Annotated in this window: 15 protein-coding genes; 5 read left to right on the top strand and 10 right to left on the bottom strand. The window is 47.5% G+C overall.

Annotation, left to right across the window (positions count from 1 at the left end):
• The first annotated feature begins 75 nt into the window (after positions 1 to 75).
• The 4 genes from CHB62_RS07095 to CHB62_RS07080 all read left to right on the top strand — a co-directional run bounded on the left by CHB62_RS07095 (position 76) and on the right by CHB62_RS07080 (position 5,432).
• The gene (locus CHB62_RS07095; protein ID WP_089366272.1) at positions 76 to 888 is read left to right on the top strand and encodes a GSCFA domain-containing protein; all 813 of its coding nucleotides are present in this window, start codon (positions 76 to 78) and stop codon (positions 886 to 888) included.
• 2 nt (positions 889 to 890) lie between these two features.
• Complete coding sequence (locus tag CHB62_RS07090; RefSeq protein WP_089366271.1) at positions 891 to 1,331, top strand: Fur family transcriptional regulator; 441 nt, start codon at positions 891 to 893, stop codon at positions 1,329 to 1,331.
• An 84-nt stretch (positions 1,332 to 1,415) separates the two neighbouring features.
• A complete protein-coding gene (locus CHB62_RS07085; RefSeq protein ID WP_089366270.1) occupies positions 1,416 to 3,896 on the top strand; it encodes a bifunctional UDP-N-acetylmuramoyl-tripeptide:D-alanyl-D-alanine ligase/alanine racemase in 2,481 nt (826 codons plus the stop codon).
• 204 nt (positions 3,897 to 4,100) lie between these two features.
• Positions 4,101 to 5,432 carry a DNA recombination protein RmuC gene (locus CHB62_RS07080; RefSeq protein ID WP_089366321.1) on the top strand — a complete coding sequence of 444 codons (1,332 nt, stop codon included), beginning with the start codon at positions 4,101 to 4,103 and terminating at the stop codon, positions 5,430 to 5,432.
• A gap of 981 nt (positions 5,433 to 6,413) precedes the next feature.
• Here CHB62_RS07080 and CHB62_RS07070 read toward each other — a convergent pair.
• Positions 6,414 to 6,782 carry a winged helix-turn-helix transcriptional regulator gene (locus tag CHB62_RS07070; RefSeq protein WP_089366320.1) on the bottom strand — a complete coding sequence of 123 codons (369 nt, stop codon included), beginning with the start codon at positions 6,780 to 6,782 and terminating at the stop codon, positions 6,414 to 6,416.
• 231 nt (positions 6,783 to 7,013) lie between these two features.
• On the opposite strand from CHB62_RS07070, the gene CHB62_RS07065 reads away from it, so the two are divergent.
• Positions 7,014 to 7,466 (top strand): cupin domain-containing protein, encoded by a 453-nt coding sequence (locus CHB62_RS07065; protein ID WP_089366269.1) that lies wholly within the window; start codon positions 7,014 to 7,016, stop codon positions 7,464 to 7,466.
• A 124-nt stretch (positions 7,467 to 7,590) separates the two neighbouring features.
• On the opposite strand, the gene CHB62_RS14855 is transcribed toward CHB62_RS07065, so the two are convergent.
• The 9 genes from CHB62_RS14855 to CHB62_RS07010 all read right to left on the bottom strand — a co-directional run bounded on the left by CHB62_RS14855 (position 7,591) and on the right by CHB62_RS07010 (position 22,224).
• The gene (locus CHB62_RS14855; protein WP_158296863.1) at positions 7,591 to 7,842 is read right to left on the bottom strand and encodes a hypothetical protein; all 252 of its coding nucleotides are present in this window, start codon (positions 7,840 to 7,842) and stop codon (positions 7,591 to 7,593) included.
• 87 nt (positions 7,843 to 7,929) lie between these two features.
• Complete coding sequence (locus tag CHB62_RS07055; protein WP_089366267.1) at positions 7,930 to 11,961, bottom strand: glycoside hydrolase family 2 TIM barrel-domain containing protein; 4,032 nt, start codon at positions 11,959 to 11,961, stop codon at positions 7,930 to 7,932.
• A gap of 1,615 nt (positions 11,962 to 13,576) precedes the next feature.
• Positions 13,577 to 14,671 (bottom strand): DUF4249 domain-containing protein, encoded by a 1,095-nt coding sequence (locus tag CHB62_RS07045; protein WP_089366266.1) that lies wholly within the window; start codon positions 14,669 to 14,671, stop codon positions 13,577 to 13,579.
• A gap of 9 nt (positions 14,672 to 14,680) precedes the next feature.
• Complete coding sequence (locus tag CHB62_RS07040; RefSeq protein ID WP_394341646.1) at positions 14,681 to 17,104, bottom strand: TonB-dependent receptor; 2,424 nt, start codon at positions 17,102 to 17,104, stop codon at positions 14,681 to 14,683.
• Between the two features lie 1,638 nt (positions 17,105 to 18,742).
• Entirely contained in the window at positions 18,743 to 20,260 is a 1,518-nt protein-coding gene (locus tag CHB62_RS07030) for a glycoside hydrolase family 10-like protein (protein WP_089366264.1), read from the bottom strand.
• Positions 20,261 to 20,402: 142 nt separating this feature from the next.
• Entirely contained in the window at positions 20,403 to 20,837 is a 435-nt protein-coding gene (locus CHB62_RS07025) for a hypothetical protein (protein WP_089366263.1), read from the bottom strand.
• A 16-nt stretch (positions 20,838 to 20,853) separates the two neighbouring features.
• Positions 20,854 to 21,249, bottom strand: coding sequence for a hypothetical protein (locus CHB62_RS07020; RefSeq protein WP_089366262.1), 396 nt, complete (start codon positions 21,247 to 21,249; stop codon positions 20,854 to 20,856).
• A 68-nt stretch (positions 21,250 to 21,317) separates the two neighbouring features.
• Positions 21,318 to 21,866 carry an RNA polymerase sigma factor gene (locus tag CHB62_RS07015; protein ID WP_089366261.1) on the bottom strand — a complete coding sequence of 183 codons (549 nt, stop codon included), beginning with the start codon at positions 21,864 to 21,866 and terminating at the stop codon, positions 21,318 to 21,320.
• Positions 21,867 to 21,912: 46 nt separating this feature from the next.
• Positions 21,913 to 22,224, bottom strand: a complete 312-nt coding sequence (locus tag CHB62_RS07010) for a T9SS type A sorting domain-containing protein (RefSeq protein WP_089366260.1) — start codon at positions 22,222 to 22,224, stop codon at positions 21,913 to 21,915.
• Positions 22,225 to 22,718: the final 494 nt, after the last annotated feature.

The following is a 22,718-nucleotide window of genomic DNA, read 5'->3' as shown; positions in this document are numbered from 1 at the left end:
TTTAGACAAATAAAAGTATTCAAAATAATCTTTAAGGATAAACATTCTCTATTTATTTTCGTTAACTTTGCGTCTATGGAATTTAGGACCATAGTCAACATCCCCCGTCCGACATTCGAATTGGAGCCTTGCGAACGCATCCTTTTCGTCGGATCATGCTTTGCCGATAATATTGGTAAGCGTTTTGAAGAAGAGAAATTCCGTGCTGTGGTGAACCCGTTTGGCGTGATGTATAACCCTGTGTCTGTGCTACATACGGCAAGGAAGATGGCAGGTACGCCGTTTGACACAGCCGTCTTCACCTTAGGGACCAATCATGTCTATGTGGAGCGAGCCACAGGCGAGATTGTAGACAACTGCCAGAAACGCCCTCAACGAGAGTTTGAAGAGCGCGAGCTAACGATTGACGAGTGTGCTGATGCGCTGCGTGAGGCCATCAGCCTATTGCGAACAAGTAACCCGAGACTTAGGGTTATCGTCACCGTCAGCCCTATCCGCTATGCCAAATATGGTTATCACGAGAGCCAACTATCAAAGGCAGTGTTGCTGCTTGCTGCCGATAAGCTGACGAAGGAAGCCAGTGGAGAGGTCTATTACTTCCCTGCCTACGAGATAGTGAACGATGAGTTGCGCGACTATCGGTTCTATAAAGCAGACATGCTCCACCCCAACGAGCAGGCAGTGGCTTATATATGGGAACAGCTGGTGGCAACTTGTTTCTCCGCCACAGCCAAGCAGTTTCTCAAAGAATGGCGTCCCATCAAAGAAGCCTTAGCCCATCGTCCATTCCATCCAGAGGCCGCAACCTATCAAGACTTCCTAAAGAAGACAAAAGAAGCAGCACGATTACTGAAACAAAAATACCCCAACTTGGAACTGAAAGAATAATTATGGAAGAATTAAATGACAAGCAGGCTGAACTGCTACTAAAGGAACATGGCATCAGATTGACCGCTAATCGCATACTCATCGCACGTACCTTATCCACAATGAGCTATCCTGCATCAATGAAGGAACTGGAGGCTAAGATTCAGACAATCGATAAGTCAAATATCTTCCGAACCTTACTACTGTTTAAGCAGCACCATCTTGTTCATCAGATGGAGGACGGCAATGATGTAGTACGCTTCGAGCTCTGCCAGAGTCAGGACGAGAAGACCGACGACGACATGCACGTACACTTCTATTGCGAACGCTGCCAACACACCTACTGCCTTAGTGACACCCCCATTCCACAGGTCGAACTGCCTGCAGGATTCGAACAGTCATCCGTCAACTACATGGTGAAAGGACTCTGTCCTAAGTGTTCGCACAGATATTATCTTAAGTGAAATGACAAAAAACAGACGATAGAATAGGCCTGTATTAAGACTTTTCATTACCTTTGCAAGAGATATAAAAAAATATAAATAGTAATGAATTATACTATTGAGAAAGTAACGACGCTCATCGGCGCACGCCGTTATGGTGACCAGGACGCAAACATCAGCTTTGTACTTACCGACAGCCGTTCTCTTTGTTTCCCTGAGGAAACACTCTTCTTTGCCCTCAAGTCTGAGCGCAACGATGGACATAACTATATCCCAGAACTCTATGCAAGGGGCGTGAGGAACTTTGTTGTGGAAGTAGTACCAGATGATTGGGCTACACGCTATCCTGCTTCTAACTTCTTAAAGGTCGTTGGCTCGTTGGAAGCCTTGCAACGACTGGCTGAACGTCATCGTGATGAATACTTGATACCGATAGTCGGCATCACAGGTTCTAACGGTAAGACGATGGTGAAAGAGTGGCTTTATCAGTTGCTCTCTCCGCAGATGATTGTCACACGCTCACCTCGTAGTTATAATTCTCAGATAGGTGTTCCACTCTCTGTATTGCTCTTGAACGAGAATACACAGGTCGGTGTCTTCGAGGCGGGAATAAGTCAACCGGGCGAAATGATGGCTTTGCGCGATATTATTCAGCCTACGATTGGCGTGTTCACCTCCCTTGGTACGGCCCACCAAGAGAATTTCTCTTCTATTGAAGATAAGTGTAACGAGAAGATAAAACTCTTCCATGACACGGAGGCGATTGTCTATCCTGCTGATGAAGAGATAATTACACGTTGCTTAGCACCCTACGATTATAAGGGAAAGAAGCTGGACTGGTCTGTAAAACAGCAGCAGGCTGCTTTCTTTGTGACGTCTATTGAGAAGAAGGACATAGCGACTACGGTCTCATACATGTGGCAGGGAGAGACGAAAGGACAGTATAAACTACCGTTCATCGACGATGCCAGCATAGAAAACTCAATCACCTGCGCTGTCGTCTCACTCCATCTTGGTATTACGCCTGCCGCCCTCAGCGAGCGAATGGCACAATTAGAGCCTGTCGCCATGCGCCTCGAGGTGAAGGAGGGACAGCATGGCTGTACGCTTATCAACGACTCTTATAACTCTGACTTCAACTCCTTAGACATAGCACTCGACTTTATGAACCGTCGTCCCGACCATAAGGGTCGCAAGCGCACATTGGTGCTTAGCGACATACTACAGAGTGGTGACACGGATAAAGACCTATATAATAAGGTGGCATTCCTATGTGAGAAGCGTGGTGTTGAGAAGTTTATCGGTATTGGCGAGGGCCTGTTATCACAGCGTTCTGCCTTTAAGCACTTGAGAGAAAAGCATTTCTTCGCTACGGTCAATGCCTTTATTCATAGCGACATCTTCGCTAACCTCCATGACGAAGTAATCCTATTAAAGGGTGCACGACAGTTTGGCTTCGACCGACTAACAGAACTCTTGGTGAAGAAGGTACATGAGACGGTGTTGGAGGTGAACCTTAATGCCGTGGTTGACAACCTCAACTGGTATCGCTCTTTCCTCAAACCTACAACCAAGTTGGTATGTATGATAAAGGCGGATGCCTATGGGGCTGGAGCCGTAGAGATAGCCAAGACTTTGCAAGACCATCGTGTCGACTATCTTGCTGTGGCTGTGGCTGATGAGGGTGTGACACTCCGTAAGAATGGTATCACAAGTAATATCATGATTATGAACCCAGAGATGACGTCCTTCAAGACGCTCTTCGACTACGACCTTGAGCCTGAGGTGTATAGCTTCCGACTCCTCGATGCGTTGGTGAAGGCGGCCCAGAAGGAGGGTATCACGGGCTTCCCTGTTCATATCAAGCTCGATACGGGTATGCACCGATTAGGGTTTGACCCACAGAAGGATATGGACGAACTCATTAAACGGCTGAAACACCAGAACGCTATCATCCCTCGTTCGGTCTTCTCTCACTTTGTTGGCTCTGATGCCGATAGCTTCGACGAGTTCTCTGCACGTCAGTTTGCGCTCTTCGATGAGGGGAGCAAGAAGCTGCAAGCTGCCTTCAGCCACAAGATCATACGCCACATGGACAACTCTTCTGGCATTGAGCATTTCCCTGAACGTCAGATGGATATGTGTCGATTGGGCTTGGGCTTATATGGTATCAACCCTCGAACGAATAAGACAATCAACAATATATCTACCTTGAAGACGACCATCCTTCAGCTACGTAACGTACCGGCTGGCGACACGGTGGGCTATTCTCGCAAGGGAACTATCGACCATGATAGTGTGATTGCGGCCATCCCTATCGGCTACGCTGACGGTTTGAACCGCCATTTAGGTAATCGTCACTGCTATTGTTTAGTGAATGGCAAGAAGGCAGAATACGTTGGTAACATCTGCATGGATGTAGCGATGATTGATGTCACAGGCATTGACTGTAAAGAAGGCGACACTGTTGAGATCTTCGGCGACCACCTTCCTGTGACCGTCCTCAGCGATGCCCTCGACACCATCCCTTACGAGGTTCTGACCACCATCAGCACCCGCGTGAAGCGTGTCTATTTCCAAGACTAAAAAAGGAAACACTATATTATCTGGCCCCTCCCCCTCCCCTCCCTCGTAGGAAGGGGCGTAATAGGCAAGATACCCCTATTTATTAGACAAGTAATGAGATAGGATAAAACCTAAAGATGTCTCACTTATGGGGGTAACTCGCTGTTTACGCCCCTCCCTATGGGGGAGGGGAAGGGGGAGGGGCCACCTATTATTATATTATATATGTCTATCTTTTATTTCCTTATCGGTATCTTCATCGGCGCAATCATCATGCTGCTGTGGATGAAGAACAAATCAACACAAGACTTGAGCACGGTCAGTGAGCAACTGGCTGTGGTACGTAACCAACTCGAAACGGAGCGGAAGGGCGTCGACGAACGTATCGCTGCGGTAAAAGAAGCGGCTCGACAACAATTAGAGGCAGAACGGAGACATGGCGAACAGCTGCGTGACGAACTGAAAAAACAGACTGAAGCGAAGAATAGACTCCTACAAGAAGAGGTGCGCAACATGGCCGCAAAGATGTTGGATGAGAGTCGGGAGAAGATGAATACGGCCGACAAAGAACGCTTGGATGCCCTCCTCTCGCCATTGAAAGAGCGTTTAGAGGCTTTTAATCAGACTGTTACGAACAACAGCAAAGAGAATACTGCGAACAAGACGGAGATTAAGACAACCTTTGAGGAGGCGATGAAACGACTTCACACAGAGCAGGAAATGACCATCAAGGCAATGCGTGAGGACCAAGAGCGGGCTGTGAAGGAACTACGCGAACAGACGGAACGTATCGGCAATGATGCTGCCTCGCTCACACAGGCCCTCAAAGGCGACTCTAAGATGCAGGGCGATTGGGGTGAGATGATTCTTGAGAAGACCTTAGAAGACTGTGGCCTCACGAAAGACTCGGAGTATTTCTTGCAGAAGAACTATAGGGACAGAGACGGTAATAACTACCGACCAGATGCTGTGATAGCCTTCCCTCACAACGAGTGTGCCGTCATCGACGCTAAAGTTTCACTAACAGCTTACCAGGCGGCCATCAAAGAGGAGGATGCTGCGAAGCGTGAACGCTACCTGAGAGAACATGTCTCTTCTATCAAGAAACATGTCGATGAGTTGGCAAAAAAGGACTATGAGCGTCTTGTACCGCATTGTATCGGTTACGTACTGATGTTCGTTCCTTACGAGAGTGGCTATTCTGCGGCTTTGAAGACCGATCCTACAATCCTTCAATATGCTTACCAGAAACATATCATCATACTGAGTCCGAGCAACCTGCTCATGGCCTTGCAGCTTACACACGCCATGTGGCAGAACTTCCGTATAACAGAAAACGTGGAGAACATACTCCATGAGTCGAATGAACTGTATAATAAGTTTGTCAACTTTGCTGAGTCTTTCGTTAAGATAGGTACAAACATCGAACGACTACAGCAAGAATTCAATCGAGCAAAGGGCCAGCTTAACGAGGGCAAGGGTAATATCGTGCGCCGCTTGGAGGGCTTGCGCACATTGGGTATCAACCCGAAGAAGCAAATACCGGAGGGGCTGTAACTTTCTTTCTCACTATTTATTAATCTTCGTTTTCTCACAGAACAACACAGATAAACAGAACTCACAAAGGTGCACAGAGGACTATTTTCTCTGTATTTCTGTGTTACTCTGTGAGAGAAAAAACATTGGAGACTCGTCTGGGGAGTTCTTTCTCTCACTGTGAGTATTTCTTTCTCTCACTGTGAGTATTTCTTTCTCTCACTGTGGGTATTTCTTTCTCTCACAGAGCGCACAGAGTTCACTGAGCCTTTTGGCGCACATTTCGAGCCCACAGAACGCCTCCGGCATACAGAGAACACAGAGGCCTCACCCCCAACCCCTCTCCGAATGGAGAGGGGAGTAGTATGTGAGGTTACCCCTTTGGGCCTGCTTGCATACTTCGTAGAGGTTTTTCTCTCACAGAACTCACAGATTTAACAGAACCTCTTTGCGCACTGTTTCGAACTCACAGAACGCCTTCGGCATACAGATATCACAGAGCGTTATAGCTGATATCGGGTGTTGGTTGTTGCTTGTTAGGTGTTGATGATTAGCCATAGGGGTATCTCGGTGATCACTCCCCTCCCTTTGGGGGAGGGGAAGGGGGAGGGGCCAGTTCTTCTCTGCCTGCTCTCCCTGTTAGCAGAAAGGCTTCTGTTCATCTGTGAAAATCTGTGAGAAATAAAATTCCCAACGAGCCTCTTAGGCTTATGAAAATACTTAACACGAATACACGCAAAAGCCCTTACGAGAAGAGAGCGACATAAGCAAGGGGCAAGGACGCAACTAACATGATATCAAACAGATACAGACACGAAAGGAGAAGGGCATGTTCAAGGGTGAAGAAGGGCGTGTTCATGGGGCAAGAAGGGCATGTTCTTAAACGCTGAAGGGCCTTGTCTTGCACGCTGTTAAGCCTTAGCAATAATCGAGGAGAGGAAATAATTTTACAGTACCAAACCCTACCTGTAAAACTATCTACCATTAAAACCAACGATGACCCTACTTCAATAGATACTGTCTTCTCGACTCAATGATATCATCCATGTTCTCGCTCGCCCATGAAAGGAGGTTGTCAATAAGCGGCAGAAGACTTTTCCCCTTCTCTGTAAGTGAGTACTCGACACGAGGCGGCACCTCTGGGAACACTTCACGATGGATGAGTCCATCGCCCTCCAGCATCTTTAGTGTTGTCGTCAACATCTTTTGAGAGATGTCTGGTATATTGCGTTGCAGCTCCTTAAAGCGTTGGCAACGGTTGTTTTCCAACGTGAAAAGCACCAACATCGACCACTTGTCTCCTACTCTCGACAGTACATTCCGAACAGGACAGTTTGGGTAAAGGGCATCTCTGACCTCATTTCTATTCATACTCATAAACTCTTTTGGACATATTAGTATACAAAAGTAACTATTAAAAGCTAAGGTTCGCATCTTAATGATGTTAAACTATGTAAAACACCCACCCTTCAACCACCTTATTTTCAGCATTACTTACCTCGATGTAACCGACTAACATTTACGTGCCTACTTGTAGAATAGCTTAAAGATCAATACCTTTGCAACATCAAAACAAACAAAACAATAAAACAAAAAAGGATTATGAAAACAGTTGAAACAATTCAGAGCGGCAAGAACTTCACAGCAGTTAACGTTGGTAAACTCAGTGAGATCAAGGATTATGTACTCCCTTTCGGAGACATCGAAATTCCAGGTAAGGTATTCGTTGGGCAGGCATTACAGGCAACAGGGAGTGAACTTTCATTCCAAACCCTTGTTCCTGGGCAGGATAGCGGCTTCCTTCACAGCCACAAGACACACGAGGAACTTTACTTTATCCTCCGTGGTCAGGGTGAGTATCAGGTAGATGGTGAGGTCTTCCCAGTGACAGAAGGCAGTATTGTTCGTGTTGCTCCAGAGGGCAAACGTGCGTTGAAGAATACGGGAAATGACGAGATGTTAATGCTTTGTATTCAGTATAGAGCAAACAGCTTTGGCAAGGACGACTCACCAGCAGGTGATGGTGTGATACTGAATGAAGAACTGAAATGGTAATAGACCCGCTGTTTCCAACGTGTCCGATACGTAATATTATCTCACGGATATGCGTTGCGGACACGCTTTGCCTTATCCAAACGCTGGGTAAGAGAGGCTGGGCAAGCTACGAGGAGTTAAGTAGTTACTTCCCAGAAGACGCTCTGTCTGCTTCGTTAACGGTCTTGAAGGAAGATAAGATTGTCGTTGAAAGTGGGAACCGATACTCCCTCTCAAACATTGGGAGAGAACTCTGTCCACTCATCTCAATGCTTATCACTTGGTGTGAGAAGAACGTTTCCCAGTCTGTAGGACAATCGTTCAGATGACGTAAAACATCATCTTTATCAACATGACAGACTTTGGTAAAACGAAAAGGAGTGAAAGATAACATCATATCTTTCACTCCTTTTTCATTCTATATAGCCCTATCAAAAGTAGAGATAACAATTACAGGAATAACCTACAACGAATAGGAAGCACCTTACTTCTCCAATACCTTGAACTCAGCACCCGTTGCGAAGTCCTGACCAGACTGCTCGCTGAGGGCTGTCAGACGTACGAAGCGGGCCTTGACAGGGGTGGTGAGGAGGACGGTCTTTTCCTTTCTATTGTTCTCAAACTCACCTTCTGCAACAGCTTTGCCCCATGTCTTGCCGTCATTACTTACTTGGATGCTATACTTCTTGATGTTACCATTATTGCTGTCCTGGCGTGGCAGATAGGTGAAACCCTTGATTGTCTTCACGCCACCACAGTCGAAATCAACCCAGTGAGGGTGGTTCGCTACCGTAACAGAATACATGGTGTGCCAATAAGTACTTGGGTCGCCATCGGTGAGGTGGCTTGCGTCGCCCTCACCACTCTCCTGACTTGATGCGAAGACAACCGATAGTGGGATGCTCTCGATGCGTGAGAAGGATTGAGAAGCCACGAGCCAGTCGTTCTCCTTGGTCCATGCTGAGATTGTTCCACCCTCGCGCAGGCCGACAGGACCAGTGTATTTCACAGCCTTCTTACTGCCATTGAGACGATAGAAGATGTCGCCCTTCGCTCCATTCGCATTGATCGTCACATTGCCCTCAGCGTCACGCACGATGGTAAGTGGCGTAGCGCCGTTCAGACTAACGTTCGCATTGCTAACGAGGTCATTGGTCTCAACAGAGTTCATTGGACGTATCATATAACCGAAGGTATGTGGCGTTGCCATCACACGGTCGCGCTGTAACGGTCCACCCTGCCCACAGCTGTTACCACCAAGACCCGTGATAGCCATGTCGAGGTGTAGGTAAGTGTAATCACTCTGAGGCAGTTCATGAGGGTGGTTAGCCATAGCGATGGTGTTATCCGACCATGGAAGTGCAGAGAAACTCATCTTGTCTTTGGCCACGAAGAGGGCCCCATAGAGTGCATCCTGTCCACCATTGCCAGCGAGCGAGAGCCAACGAGTGTCCTGATGGTTACCCGTGTCTTGTGGTTTAGGGAATGCCACAAACTCATCCTCCACGTCCTGCTGCTCGTAGATACCAATCATCTGACCCGTCTTACGGTCTGGATAGTTATCGACCGTACCACGTCCATAGTAATTCAACAGTCTGAGTGCCTTTGGAAGACGTACCGTATAACCGAGCTTAGCGAGTGTCAGATTAGGCTTATTGCTGGTGATTGCGCTCTCACTCTCAATACTTCCATCAGGGAAGATAGTGTAGACAACCTGCGTCGTAAAGCGGAAGTCGTCCTTACCGAAAGGCTTTTCTTTGTTTTCGATGAGCTTCTTCCAGTTGGCATTACCGCCCTCAAGTCGATAACTATATGGTGCTTGCGACTCTACGTTGCACACAACAGAGACAGAGCCGTTGGCATTAGCGTGGGTAGTATAGCTCGTACACTTGTGTTGAAGATTATTCAATCCGTTCGCATACCATCCTTCGTAAGCCCAGTTATCATTGTTAACCCATGCACGGAAGGCGTTCAACTCTGGTCCACAACCGTCTGGGATAATGGTCTTACCATCGTACTGAAGGTTATAGATCGTACCCTTCGTGAGGTCGAAAGTGGTTGTGAAGGTCTTACCAGAGAGCACTATCTTATTGTCTTTCACGGCCGACATGTTCACTTTACCAGCCGTTGCGATAGCTGGACGAGCTGCTGCAACCTGCACAGGTAGCTGCTCCTCGGCCTGAACATAGCCCGTCTTCGCCCAAGGCATATCCTCTTTAAGACGATAGACAATGTGTAGGAGATACTCCTTATTAGGGTCGAGACCCTCATTGAGCCCCGTGATGGTGATTGCTTTATGTGTCCTTGCGGGTACGCTACCCAAGTCAAGTTCGCCCTTCTTAACAGCTACTCCGTCGGCTGTCAACACGTAAGACATAGCATAACCACTGAGGTCATCTGTGTAGTAGTTCTTATTAAACACATCCAACGTGGCCGTCTTAGCATCCTTCCAAGTGGTACCAATATACTGATAGACCTTCTTCACCTCATAATACTGCGGTTTAGGCTGCTCGTCACCGAAGATGATACCGTTCATAACAAACTGTCCGTCGTTAGGCGTATCACCAAAGTCACCACCGTAGGCATGGTATCGCTTGCCCTCTTTCGTGTAGTTATACATACTCTGATCAATCCAATCCCAGATGGCACCACCCATGAAGAAGTTCGTAGACTCCATCGCTTCCCAGTAGTCAACGAGGTTTCCTACGGCGTTACCCATCGAGTGAGCATACTCTGAGATATGGAAAGGATACTTAATGCCCATCCTTCCCTTGACCGCATCACGGGTCCATGCAATACTTGGATACTGGTTAGAACCCATGTCGACAATGTCGTTGTTGCGCTCATATTGTACTGGTCTTGAAGCGTCGTAAGCCTTCAGAGAGTCGTAGGCAACAACGAAGTTATGCCCAGGACCAGCCTCATTGCCTAAGCTCCAGATAACGATTGAAGGATTGTTAACCAACTGATGCGCCATAGTCATTACACGGTCAACATGCGCCGCTTGGAACTCTGGCACATGAGACAACGATGCCTTCCCATAGAAGTATTCGTGGCTTTCGATGTTGGCCTCGCTCTCTAAGTAGATACCATACTTATTACAGAGATAGTAGAAATAAGGGTCATTAGGATAATGCGAGGTACGGATGTGGTTGATATTAGCCCGTTTCATCAGCATAATCTCATGTTCCATCTGCTCACGAGAGATTACCTTACCCGTTAATGGGTTCGTATCATGGCGGTTAACACCCTTGAGTTTGACGGGCTTACCATTGATGTAATAGTATCTTCCAGCCAGTCCGAACTCGTCCTGACTTGCTGGTGTATCCTTAATCTCCACTGTTCGGAATCCAGTTTGGAAACTTATCGTCTCAAGAACTTTCTTTCCTTGCATCAGTTCACCCACGACAACATACACGTTAGGCGCTTCTGCGGTCCAGGCAGCCACGTTGTCGACCGTTAAAGTCTGTCGGATAGCAGCCTGACCCTTGCTGTTACAAGTCGTTTTAGCCTTAGCATCCTCAAAGGTAGCCACCAACTCGTTGTCATCCGCAAAGAGTCTGTTCTTATAAAGACTCCATCGTATATGCAAGTCCTTGGCTGTCTTCGCTGTAAGGTTCTGCAGTGTTGTGTTGAGGTTCACGGTTCCCTTGCCGTCAGTATAGGCAGGGATAGCCTTCACGTCGGCAACATGTACCTTCGGAGTAGCCGTCACGCTGACATTACGGAAGATACCTGGGAGGCGGAACATGTCCTGTGCTTCGAGGAAGCTACCGTCTGATGAGCGATAAACCTCAACTGCTATCTCGTTCTTACCCTTGTTGATATAAGGGCTGATATCGAACCGTGCCGTGTTACGTGAGTTCTTTGAGAAACCAACATAACGGCCGTTAATCCACAAATAGAAGAACGAGTCGACTCCATCAAAGTTCAGATAGACCTCCTTACCATCCCATGTAGCAGGGATGTCAAAGCTCCTTCTGAACGAGCCAACCTCGTTTCGGTATTCGTATGTGGTGTAGTTCTTAGGCGGTTCACGCATAACTCCCTTCTTCCAGTCGCCCGGCTCGATGTTATACTTGAATATAACCCACTGATTAACATAGATAGGTACACCGTACTTCAGCGTACCGTCCTTCTGAATACCCGCCATATTCCAACTTACAGGCACCTGCAGACGTTCCCACCGACTATCATCGTAACCCCTTGTGAAGAAGTCTTTTGGACGCTCATCAGGGTTCTTTGAGAAGTGAAAACGCCACTCTCCGTCAAGCGAGAGATAGTCTTTTGCATACTCTGGTAATACCTTCCTCGCCTCATCGACCGATGAGAAAGAGGAGAATAACGCACGTGCTGGCAACTTGTTATAGCCTAACTCGCCCGGAGCCTGCCACTCATTACCAGTTGGTGCTGCCGCCTGTCCGAAGAGATAACCACCTGTTGGGTGGTCGTCAGCATGCACAGGTGCAGCCATTAATGACGATAATAATAAACCGAATAAAAATTGTTTATGCATAATAGTTAGGTGTTATACTTTATCAGATTGCTCTTGCGCCCTATCGTAACGACACTCCTTAGCCCGCTATATCGACACTGCTTACACGCTATATCGACACTGCTTGCTCGCCACATCGACACTGCTTACTCGCCACATCGACACTGCTTACACGTCTCATCGACACTGCTTGCTCGCCACATCAACACTGCTTACACGTCACATCGACACTGTTCAGCACACTATAAGGTCGTGACTCAGAACGCAAACCTTACCCTTCTTCCATCGAAGGCAAAGTTAATAAAAAAAAACAAATATCCCACATGAATGAAAGGATATTATGTAAATAATACACTGTAAAGCACTCTGTCTGCAAATAAATGGCTTTGTGTCGTTGATAAGGAGGCCTCTTCTTTACAGATAAACGCAGAGAATTACAACGAGAGAGAACCCAAAGTAAGAGAGGGAATCTCTCCTCCATACCCATCCCCAAAGGGAGAAGAAACATCCTCTCCAGCCCCTTTCCATTCGGAGAGGAGTTGGGAGTGGCGTAAAAAAGGTCCTTGTGACCAACCGATAACACAGAGCGTTACAGCTAACGTTAGCAGTAAAGTCTGTGATATCTGTCGCCTGTTAGTAGGCGTTTGTGGGCTCTAAACGTTAGCAGAAAGGCTTCTGTTCGCTCTGTGAACTCTGTGAGACAAAAATTCCAACGAGTTTATAAAGTCATCAAAAAACATTACATCACACTCTACTAACCACCCACAATACAATAGCGAATCATCTTCCTCTGCCAAACTCATAACCCACAAGGAATCAGCCTATTACATACAGCGTTTAAGAACATGCCCTTCTTGCATCGAGAAGACGCCCTTCTTGAACGTTGAAAGGCATGTTCTTAAACGTAGAAGGGCCTCTTCTTGCTTCAAGCACAGCCCCTTCTTGAATGGAGGAGGGAATGATTAGCGAAAAAACTTTACACTAACAGCCATCGGCCCCTCCCCCTTCCCCAGCTGGCCCCTCCCCCGTCCCCTCCCCCGAAGGGAAGGGGAGTAATCACCGAGATACCCCTATAGAGTGGATGTAAGCTTCGTTATGTCCCTTATTAGTATCTACAATAGCTGAAACGCTCTGTGTACTCTGTATGCCGGAGGCCTTCTGTGGGCTCGAAATGTGCGCCAAAAAGCTCCGTGAACTCTGTGTGCTCTGTGAGAGATAATACTCCCCAGTGAGTTGCTTGTGTGTTATCTCATAGGGTGGGTGTATTCTCTTTCTCACAGAATTACACAGATGAACAGAATACACAAGGTTTCACAGAGACATTAAGTCAACCGATTTCACAGAACCTTACAGCCACCTTTAGCTGAAACGTTCTGTGAATTCTGTATGCCGAAGGCCTTCTGTGGGTTCGAAATGTGCGCCAAAAACGCTCTGTTAAATCTGTGAGTTCTGTGAGAGAAACAAATACCCTCCATGAAAGAAACAAATACCCTCTGTGAGAGAAAAAAATACCCAAGAACCGTGTTAGCAAGCCAGTAGGGGTAACCTCACATTTCACTCCCCTCCCTGCGGGGGAGGGGAAGGGGGAGGGGCCAGCCGGAGACAGACGAGGGGCCAGCTGGAGCCAAGCCTATACTCACCTCTTCAACCTCACCCACGTACCCTTCGGGAGGTTATAAGCAGCACAGATACCCATACCATTGAGGACATTGCTGTAGGTAGTACGGATTGAGGAGAGACCTGCCTGGGCAAGGGAATTGTTAGAGACATCGTTTAACGCTTGTAGGAAACGGTAGTATTCGGGTGTGAGGTGATAGAACTCTAATATGAAACCCTGCTCTATTCCGTAGCGTTCCTTCATCTCTTTCAGAGCCTCATCAGAGAGGTTCATCAACGCAGTGTTGGGTTGAACGTTCAGGTGGAGCGTGTATTCTCTGCCGTTGATCGTAGCGTCATCGAAGATATAGAAGTCCTGATAGAAGTCACTACTAAAGTCGAAATCATCGTCAATGTCCGACAATGGGTTGAGTAAAGGTTCACTTGCCGTATAGATAGGTATGTCATCCTCCTGCAAGAGGTAGTTGACCGCCACCGAATCCCACTGTTCGTTCTGTCGCACCTGTAAGTAGTTATCATAGTCGAAGAAGGTAGCCACCTCGTTAAAGTCGCCCACAATGTCCCTACGGAAACAGTCGATACGACAGCTCATCAGACGTTTTATCTTGACACGCACAGCATAGTAGTCGTGCGACTGAGCAGGGTCGGTGAAGGTGGCCTGCACCTGCAGGAAGTCTCGCAAGTAGGATGAGGGATCTTCCTTCATCCTCACCATACGTGTAGAAGTACTGCTGATGGCGACTGGTTGAGGTATCTCAGTTGTCGACTCAACCGTCTCCAAGCCCTGCGCCTCTACCTGTAAGTGCACCTTATCACCCGCCTTCTGCTGTCCGACAACATAGTATCGTCCTTGTCCCACGGCCGTCACAGGCAACGACTGTCCGTTGAGTTGATAGCTGATGGTAGCATTGTCGATAAGAACATTCGGTTGTGCCGCATTATATTGCTTCAAGGGAACACTCCGCAAGACGGTGATATAGGTGGTATCGGCAGTAGAAGGCATACAATAGACCACCATCTTTGGCTTCGCATCGGGGAGGTTGCTAACACTGAAATCGTCCTTACACCCTGTCATCAACAAGGCGAGGAGAAGGAAAAGATATATCTTTCTCATGTTCAGAACTTAAAATTTTATGGTGTAACTAAAGGACGGTATCACTGGGATAAAGGCGTTATTCTTTATCATAATCTTGTTTTCACTATTGACTTTCACACGCACCCAGAGTGAGTTCAGATGACAATAAGCATTATAGAGACTAATGTTCCAGATGCGCTCGTGCCCCTTCTTGGTGGTATGACGGAAGTCTATGCCTAAGTCTAAACGGTGATAAGCCGGCAAGACAACGTTGTTAGGCTGCTCGTAAGCAAAGTTTAAGAGATTGTCATCGGGCGAGGTAAAGGTGATGCCCCCGCCAGTCTGTGCCGGAACCGTTGGCAGACCGATATACTGAGTAGGGACAGTCATGCGGTTACCCGTATGGAACGTCCATGCAGCGAAGGCCGAAATCTTCTTCGTAATGTTCCATCTTCCACTGAGCGTAAGGCGGTGTCGGTTGTCAAACTTATCATAGTACCAATCGTTATGGAAGTCATCAAACTTCTTCTCGGCCCATGAGAGGGTGTAAGAACCATGCAGGGCAAAGTTGGCGATGGTGTAGTCGGCATCCAACTCAACGCCATACGAACGTCCTTCTCCCTCCATTACCATATAGTCCCAGTTGGCTGCAGGCGGCTCTAATCCAGCCCAGCTGGCATACTGAAGGATATGACTTGAGTGTTTATAATAGCCCTCTAAGGTCAGCAACCAGTGAGCATTCGGTTTCAGATAAGCTCCGGCAGCCAACTGCCAAGCCCGCATAGGATGGAGGCGAGCTGTGGTAGGCACCCAATAGTCGGTTGGGAGGTCGAGAAAAGAGTTCGCTATCTTATGCACAAATTGGCTCATAAGGGTGTAGCTGGCCTTGAACGACAGGCGGTCGGAGGGTTGGAACTTCATCGACAGACGAGGGCTAAGCGTTGAGAAGGTCTTACCGCTGATACTGAACAGGTCTACGTTCAATCCACCATTGACGCTCCATCGTTCGTTGAGCGTCATCTCGTCCTCGGCATAGAGCGTCACTTGGTGGGCGATATTCTTGTTATGACTATGGATGGCTATCGTGTCACCCTTCTCTTCTCGACCGCCTTGATAGCCGTCGAAGCGGTTGAATGTCTGTGGTTGGAAGCGATGGTAGGTGTACTCCTGACCGAAGAGGATGTGGTGACGAGGCGTGGGTCGGAAGTCGAAGGCGGCCCGATAGCCGATGTCATCGATAGCCGAGCGGTAGCCATGCGAGGTCGTTGTCAACTGGTCCTTACCATCAGAACGCCTCACCGTCCACTCGTCCGAGCTACTTACCGACGAACGGTTATGAGTGTAGAAGGCAGTGAAATTAGCGAAGAGCTTCGGTGAGAACTGGTAGTTCCAATCTAAGGCAGCATTGAAGTTACCCCAGTGGAAGGAGTTCTTATATATGTCGTATTCACCGTATCCATTGTCGTCTCGGTGGTCGCCCCACTCGTCCTTTGCGTCTAAACGGTCTTCACCAGAGTAGACACTCAGCGACATTCGCGAGCGTTCGTTGAAGATGTTGGTCAGTTTCAGGTTCATGTCATGGAAGAAATAAGCCATACTAACCTTGTCTTCGTTGTCTCTCCGACTATTAATAATCGCAAAGGCAGGTCGTGTGAGGAGGTCTAACCAACTGCGTCGTATGCCAATGTTATAGGAGGTCTTGCCCTTTCTGAGGGGTCCTTCAAGGTGGACTGAACCGTCTAAAAGGCCGATACGGTAGCTGCCGTGTATGTGATAGAGGTCGCCATCGGCCGTGCGCACATCCGTGACACTCGATAGTCTACCGCCATAACGGGCAGGGAAACCACTCTTATAGAAGTCTACGTTCTTCACTACATCTACGTTGAACGAAGAGAAGAGACCTAAGGTGTGATTGGTATGATAGAGCGGTGTACCGTCGAGTAAGAAGAGGTTTTCATCGTTATTACCGCCATGTACATAGAGACCGCTGGTCAGCTCCATTCCTTCCGCTACTCCACTCGTACGCTGTAAGGTCTTGATAACGTCAGGACTACTCATCAGTGCGTACTCAGTCATGATGTCTTTCTGTGAGAGAGAGAGCTTACCTGTCTGCGTCTTCAGTAGTGGCGAGTTCAAGTCGGTCGTTACCACCACCTCAGTAAGCTCTGCATCGTTCTGCAGCGTGATGTCATAGTTTCGATTGGCCGTGAGCGTCACCGCATCAGTCAGCGTCTTATAACCCACGTAACTACATCTTATTTCATGGTTGCCCTCGGTCAGTGTGAGTGAGAAATGGCCGTATGCGTTCGTCATCGTACCCTGTCGTGTGGTGAGGTCATAGACAGTGGCGTTGATAAGCGGTTCCCCATTGCGGTCCTTAACATATCCACTCAGTGTGAAACGTCGCCGCCCCTTGTCCTCATCAGTAGGTTCGCTTGTCGTCACGACCATCTCCTTATTCGTCATGACCATCGTCTTATTCGTCGGGTTTGTATGACTTCTCCCAGCCGTGTCATGTGCATATAGCATCAAGGGGGACAGCCAGATGGCAGCCAATAATAATGGTTTGTTCATAAGATATTAATTTGTTTAGGCTACAAAGATAAACATTTTTTCCGTTTCCAGCCCCTTTTCAGGTAATGTTTGGGTATTTTTTTTGGACAGAAGGGAGATGGGTTCAGTCCAAGCCCTAATCGGCCTCAGTCCCAGCCTCAGCCGGCCTCACCCCCAACCCCTACTGGCCTCACCCCCAACCCCTCTCCGAATGGAGAGGGGAGTGATATGTGAGGTTACCCCTATTGGGCTGCTAACACGGTTCTTGGATAGTTCTTTCTCTCACAGAACTCACAGATTTAACAGAACTTTCCTACCAACGTTTCGAACCCACAGAACGCCTCCGGCATACAGAGAACACAGAGGTCTTTCAACTAACATTAGCTGTAACGCTCTGTGTTTTCGGTTGACTTAATGTCTCTGTGAACCTTGCGTATTCTGTTCTTCTGTGTAGTTCTGTGAGAAAAAGAACATTGTATGTGTGTGTGGATAGGTTTTTCTCTCACAGAGCACACAGAGTTCACTGAGCCTTTTGGCGCACAGCTCGAGTCCACAGAACGCCTCCGGCATACAGAGAACACAGAGGCCTCACCCCCAGCCCCTCTCCGAATGGAGAGGGGAGGGGTATGTGAGGTTACCCCTTTTGGCCTGCTACTGATAGGAAATGGGCTGCTAAACATCTGGAGGATATGTAGGGGTATCTCGGTGATCACTCCCCTCTCCATTCGGAGAGGGGCTGGGGGTGAGGCTTCTGTTGGCTGTAACGCTCTGTGTTATCGGTTGACTTAATGTCTCTGTGAACCTTGCGTATTCTGTTCTTCTGTGTAGTTCTGTGAGAAAAAGAACATTGTATGTGTGTGTGGATAGGTTTTTCTCTCACAGAGCACACAGAGTTCACTGAGCCTTTTGGCGCACAGCTCGAGTCCACAGAACGCCTCCGGCATACAGAGAACACAGAGCGTTACAGCTATTGTAGATACTAATAAGGGACATAACGATGCTTACATCCACTCTATAGGGGTATCTCGGTGATTACTCCCCTTCCCTTTGGGGGAGGGGACGGGGGAGGGGCCTCTAACCTATAGGGGTATCTCGGTGATCACTCCCCTTCCCTTCGGGGGAGGGGAAGGGGGAGGGGCCAACTGGTAGTTAGTATGTGAGGTTACCCCTACTGGCCTGCTGAAAGAAGGAGAAGGGACGACAAACGGACGGAGGGAGAGCTACGAGGCAATGCCTCGTAGGCCTGAACAGCAGGGGACAGAAGGGCCAGCGCTTTCTATGGCCCTGTGTTCTCTATTCCTCTGTTACCATGTCTCAAATATACCTTGTCCCTGTCTCAAACATACCATGTCCCTGTCTCAGCCCTCTGTTACTCATCGAACCTGTTCATCTGTTACCCTGTCTTTCTCATACCCTGTTCTATCTCAGCCCTCTGTTACTCCCAGAACTTGTTCATCTGTTACCATGTCTTTCTCATACCATGTCCCCTTATCCACCCTATCCTGTCTCCTTATCCTCCTTACCCTATCCCTACCCTGTCACAAAAAAAGTGAAGCCTTACAGCTTCACTTTCTTTTTCTTTCCGCTACTCTCGTTACTCATACGGTCGAGGGCAGTGACAACAAAGACGTATTTCGTTTGTCCACCTTGATAGTTGAGGCGCAGTCTATTCTCGTAAGGCATAGCGACAATCTTCGACGGGTCGTCGAGGTTGATAGGTTCATGCGGTTGGAAACAATAGACAACATATCGGTAAGGAGCATCGTTCCAGCCCTCTCCCCTTGGAGCCTTCCATGTGAGGTAATAGCCATCGTCCTCATGTCGTGCCTTCACCCGCTTAGGTTTTGACGGAGCATCATCATCGATGAACGGCATAGAAGGCTGCAGAGCAGGATAGCGCCAGTAGTTCGTGCGCAAGAGCGTACCGTAGTTACCGGGGTTATCGACCACCGACTTCGCATACCAAAGGACAGTACCATTGACGTTAGCCGACTGCTGATGTAATCGACGTTTCGCTGGTAGCTGATTAGAGTTAGGGTTCTGTGGGTCGGCAAACTTCACCGTGCGCAGCACATCCTCACCTATATATAATGGTCGCTTAGCCGCATTACGGTTCCACCAGCCAATGAGTTCCTTATAGTCAGCAGCCTTATTACCAATCTCCCAATAGAGCTGAGGCACACAGTAGTCTATCCATCCGTTGTTAACCCACTTAAGGACATCGGCGTAGAGGTCGTCATAGTTCTGCAAACCATTGGTTCGACTGCCAATGCGTGGGTCGCTCTTTTGGTTGCGATAGATGCCGAAAGGCGACACACCAAACTTCACCCAAGGCTTACGACGATGGATAGTTTCACCCAACTGCTTGACGAAGAGGTCTACATTATTACGTCTCCAATCATTGATATTCGTAAACCCTCGTCTGTCAAGTTGGAAGTTCTGTTGGTCGGGAATGGTCTGTCCTGCAGCCGGATAGGGATAGAAGTAATCGTCAATATGGAGTCCGTCGACATCGTAACGGCTCACGATATCATCCACCACCGTACAGATGTAATTGCGATTCTCAGGTAGGGCCGGATTGAGGATATACTGTCCATCATAAGAGAAGACACGGTCGGGGTGGGTTATGGCTACATGGTTGACAGCAAGCTGGTTGGTGTTCTTCGTCTTAGCACGATAAGGATTGATCCATGCATGCAACTCCATACCACGCTTGTGACACTCTTCGATCATCCATTGCAACGGGTCCCAGTAAGGATAAGGAGGTGTACCTTGTCGGCCGGAGAGGAACTTGCTCCACGGTTCATACTTACTCGCATAGAGGGCATCACACTCCGGACGCACCTGAAAGATGATGGCGTTGACCCCATCCTTCTTTAGTTCGTCTAACTGATAACGTAACGTACGCTGCATCTCCTGTGTGCCGAGTCCTTGGAACTGACCGTTGACACACTGAATCCACGCACCACGGAACTCTCGTTTCTTAGGCTGTGCCTGTGCGGATGTAGCGTAGCTAAGCCCGATGAACACCACTGCGGCAATCAATAATCTCAATAGAGAATTAAACTGTCTCATGTCTTTTTAGCATTTATAAAGAGTAGCCTTGCTGTCTGCTAATGCTTCATAAAGAGCTGATGGAACATTACTTACACACCACCACAGGCCGTCAAGGCATTGAAATCACATCTACTTGTTTCTTATAACCTATTTAATGGTTCTACCGTCTACCCTTTCCTTCTCCAGCCATCTTCCTGAACATCTGTCGATGGAAGCGTCGTTCGGCCTCTAATATTTGGAGTAGTTTGTCGGCGGGTATCACCTTTAGCATCTCTACATGATAACGTTGTTCTATATGCTTTAATTGTATTTCGAGCATATCCGACTTTGTTATGATGTCACTTGCCTCTCGTGTCGACTTCGGTTTGGTGTTATGAAGGGTGCGGAGTCGGTCGAAATAGACTCGTTGTTTACTACGCATCTCATCATAGATGAGGAAGAAGCGCGACGCTTCCTGTGCACTTAGATTAGCCTCTTTTGTAATGAATTTATGCGTCTCAAGTCTTACCTTGTTCGGGTCGAAGCGTCCTTGTGCACAGATAAAGGCGGCATTGAGGATAAGACAAAGCATAAGGATTATTCTTTTCAGTCTCATATCAGTATCCTCCTTTCTATTGATTGTTTTCCATGTAAGCATACATATCCGACTCGTCAATCATGAAATAGTCGGCAGCCTGGTCGAATCCGTCTTCTGAAGTGGCCGATAGTGCTGTCGATGCCTTTGCCCCATTGTGTCCAGCCAATGCGCTCTCGTCTTGCTGACCCTCGAACGCATGATAAGAGAGGAAGCCCACCAATACGATACCCACCGTCACGGCTGCAGCAGCCAACGGACGAAGATAACGGAAGGCGATGTGTTGAACGGTCGTAGGGTGTGTAGTATCCTTCTGTTCCACAGCCGGCAGCTGCTCCATCACACGTGTTGACAGGTCAGAGAAGTAGCCGTCAGGCACCGTGAAAGGGCGTTTATTGCCATATTGTGTTTGTAAGTGATTCGTTGATTCCATAAAGTTTTTTCTTTGATATAACTTAGACTACGGAAAGAGGAAATGGTTTAATCATTAAGGAAAGAATATTACTCATTGCGTTTCAGGTAGTCTGTAACCTTCTGTACAGCAACATGATAGGATGCCTTTAACGACCCCTCGCTCGTCCCTAAGAGCTCGCTTATCTCCGAATACTTCATCTCGTCATAGTAACGAAGGGTGAACACCGTACGTTGAACATCGGGGAGCATGGCTATAGCCTGTTGTAACAAAGCCTGCGACCTATCGCCATCAAAATAGTCATCGGCCATGAGCTGATTGGCAATAGACAGGTCGGCATCAGCACTGGCAAGCGTTGTAGCCTTCTGACGACGTAGGAAATCAAGAGCCTCATTGATAGCGATACGATAGAGCCAAGTAGACAGTTTCGACCGTCCTTCGAATGTAGGAAGATTCTTCCAAGCCTTTAAGAACGTGTTTTGCAACACGTCATCGGCATCGTCATGAGTAAGTACAATACTACGAATCTTCCAGTACAGCGGCTCACCGTACTGGTCAACAATCATGGGGAAAACCTTCCGTCTTCCTTCAGGACTCGCCAACAAGCGAATCACGTCATCTTCATCAAGGGAGGACACTGCGCTTCAGATGTCGGATAAGAACGTGTGTGGACGTATCAGCCATTTATCGGATAGAGACCTTACGTACTACGTTGCCCACCTTAACAATATAACAACCCTTTGGGAAATTGAGTGTGTAATGCTTATCGCCACCATCAACTTTCACGCTCATCACGCGCACTCCCGTCACATTATATACTGATAGCTGTTCGTCTTCGGCCCCAACGACATGCAAGACGTTGCCGAGGACAGAGATAGAGATTGTCTGAACATCTAAGTCAATCAGGTCTATCGCTGCGCGCGCCTGTACTGTTGAGGTGAAGCCAACAGATAGTAGTAATGTGAAAAGGAAAGGAGTAAATATCTTTTTTATCATAGATTATGCTTTTATGTCAGCCACAAAGATAGTAAATTTCAAGTAGATAATGAGCTTTATTGCCTTAGAGGGGAAAGATTTAATAATTATTAATAAACAAACACAATCCTTCTCTTGCCCTTCTAAACCCTCTCCTGCGTTCTCCTTGACACCTTATTTATATTATCAGCATTGCCTTATTGCATTATCAACATAATGCATATTGTATCTTTAGCATATCCTTATGATATTATCAGCATAGCCTTATTTGTGGTTCTTCCGTTAAATGTGTAGATTGTTAATAGAATGAGATTAATCCACATACATGGTAAGCCTACCTCTAATAAGATTGTTTTATAAGGGGGGGGTAAACTATATGATAAATGTAATTAGGTGTGATGTCTATCTGTCGTCTACAAACAATTTATTCCTATTAGCCTAATTAGGCTATTTAGTCCAATTGGGCTAATTAGGCTAATAACTTATTATTCTGTTATAATTTTTCACATCATAAT

Origin of the sequence: Prevotella jejuni (genome assembly GCF_900187995.1) — a bacterium.
Taxonomy (GTDB): Bacteria; Bacteroidota; Bacteroidia; order Bacteroidales; family Bacteroidaceae; genus Prevotella; species Prevotella jejuni.
This window is presented reverse-complemented; position numbering and strand designations above follow the sequence as displayed.